General features: G+C 35.9%; 1 protein-coding gene. It reads left to right on the forward strand.

Features of this window, described 5'->3' with window-relative positions:
* On the forward strand, positions 1 to 764 hold a 764-nt coding region (locus CAMP5121_RS08010), incomplete at both ends, for a flagellin hook IN motif-containing protein (RefSeq protein WP_337215295.1).

Raw genomic sequence — 764 nt, forward strand, 5'->3', positions numbered from 1 at the left:
CAAACACTACAGCATTTAACGGCAAACAACTTTTAAGTGGAAATTTTACTAATCAAGAATTTCAAATTGGTGCTCAGTCAAATCAAACTGTAAAAGCAAGCATAGGTCCAACCCAATCAAGTAAAATCGGTGTTACTAGATTTGAAACAGGTTCTATGTCTCATAGTAGTGGTGTAGCTCAACTTACTATTAAAAACTATAATGGTGTAGATGATTTTAAATTCCAACCTGTAGTGATTTCATCTTCAGTAGGTACTGGTATAGGTGCTTTGGCTGAAGAGATTAATAGAGTAGCAGATGTAACTGGCGTTAGAGCTAATTTTATAGTAGAAACCACCGGAGCTGGTCCTATAAAAGCAGGAGTAACAAGTGATGATTTTGCTATTAATGGGGTTAAAATAGGTAGGATAGAATATCAAGATAGTGATCAAAATGGAGCTTTAGTAGCTGCTATAAACTCAGTAAAAGATAGTACAGGTGTCGAAGCTTCAAGAGATGCTAATGGTAGATTAGTACTTAACTCAAGAGATGGTAGGGGTATAGAAATCACTGGAGATATGGGTCCTGGAGCGGGTATTTTAAAAGATGATTATAAAAACTTTGGTCGTTTATCATTAGTTAAAAATGATGGTAAAGATATCTTAATATCAGGAAGCGGACTTAGTGCTATAGGTATGGGTGCAACTGATATGATTTCTCAAGCTTCTGTATCGCTAAGAGAATCAAAAGGGAGAATAGATTCACAAATGGCTGATGCTATGGGA

This window comes from Campylobacter sp. 2352 PW, assembly GCF_024723575.1.
Taxonomy (GTDB): Bacteria; Campylobacterota; Campylobacteria; order Campylobacterales; family Campylobacteraceae; genus Campylobacter_D.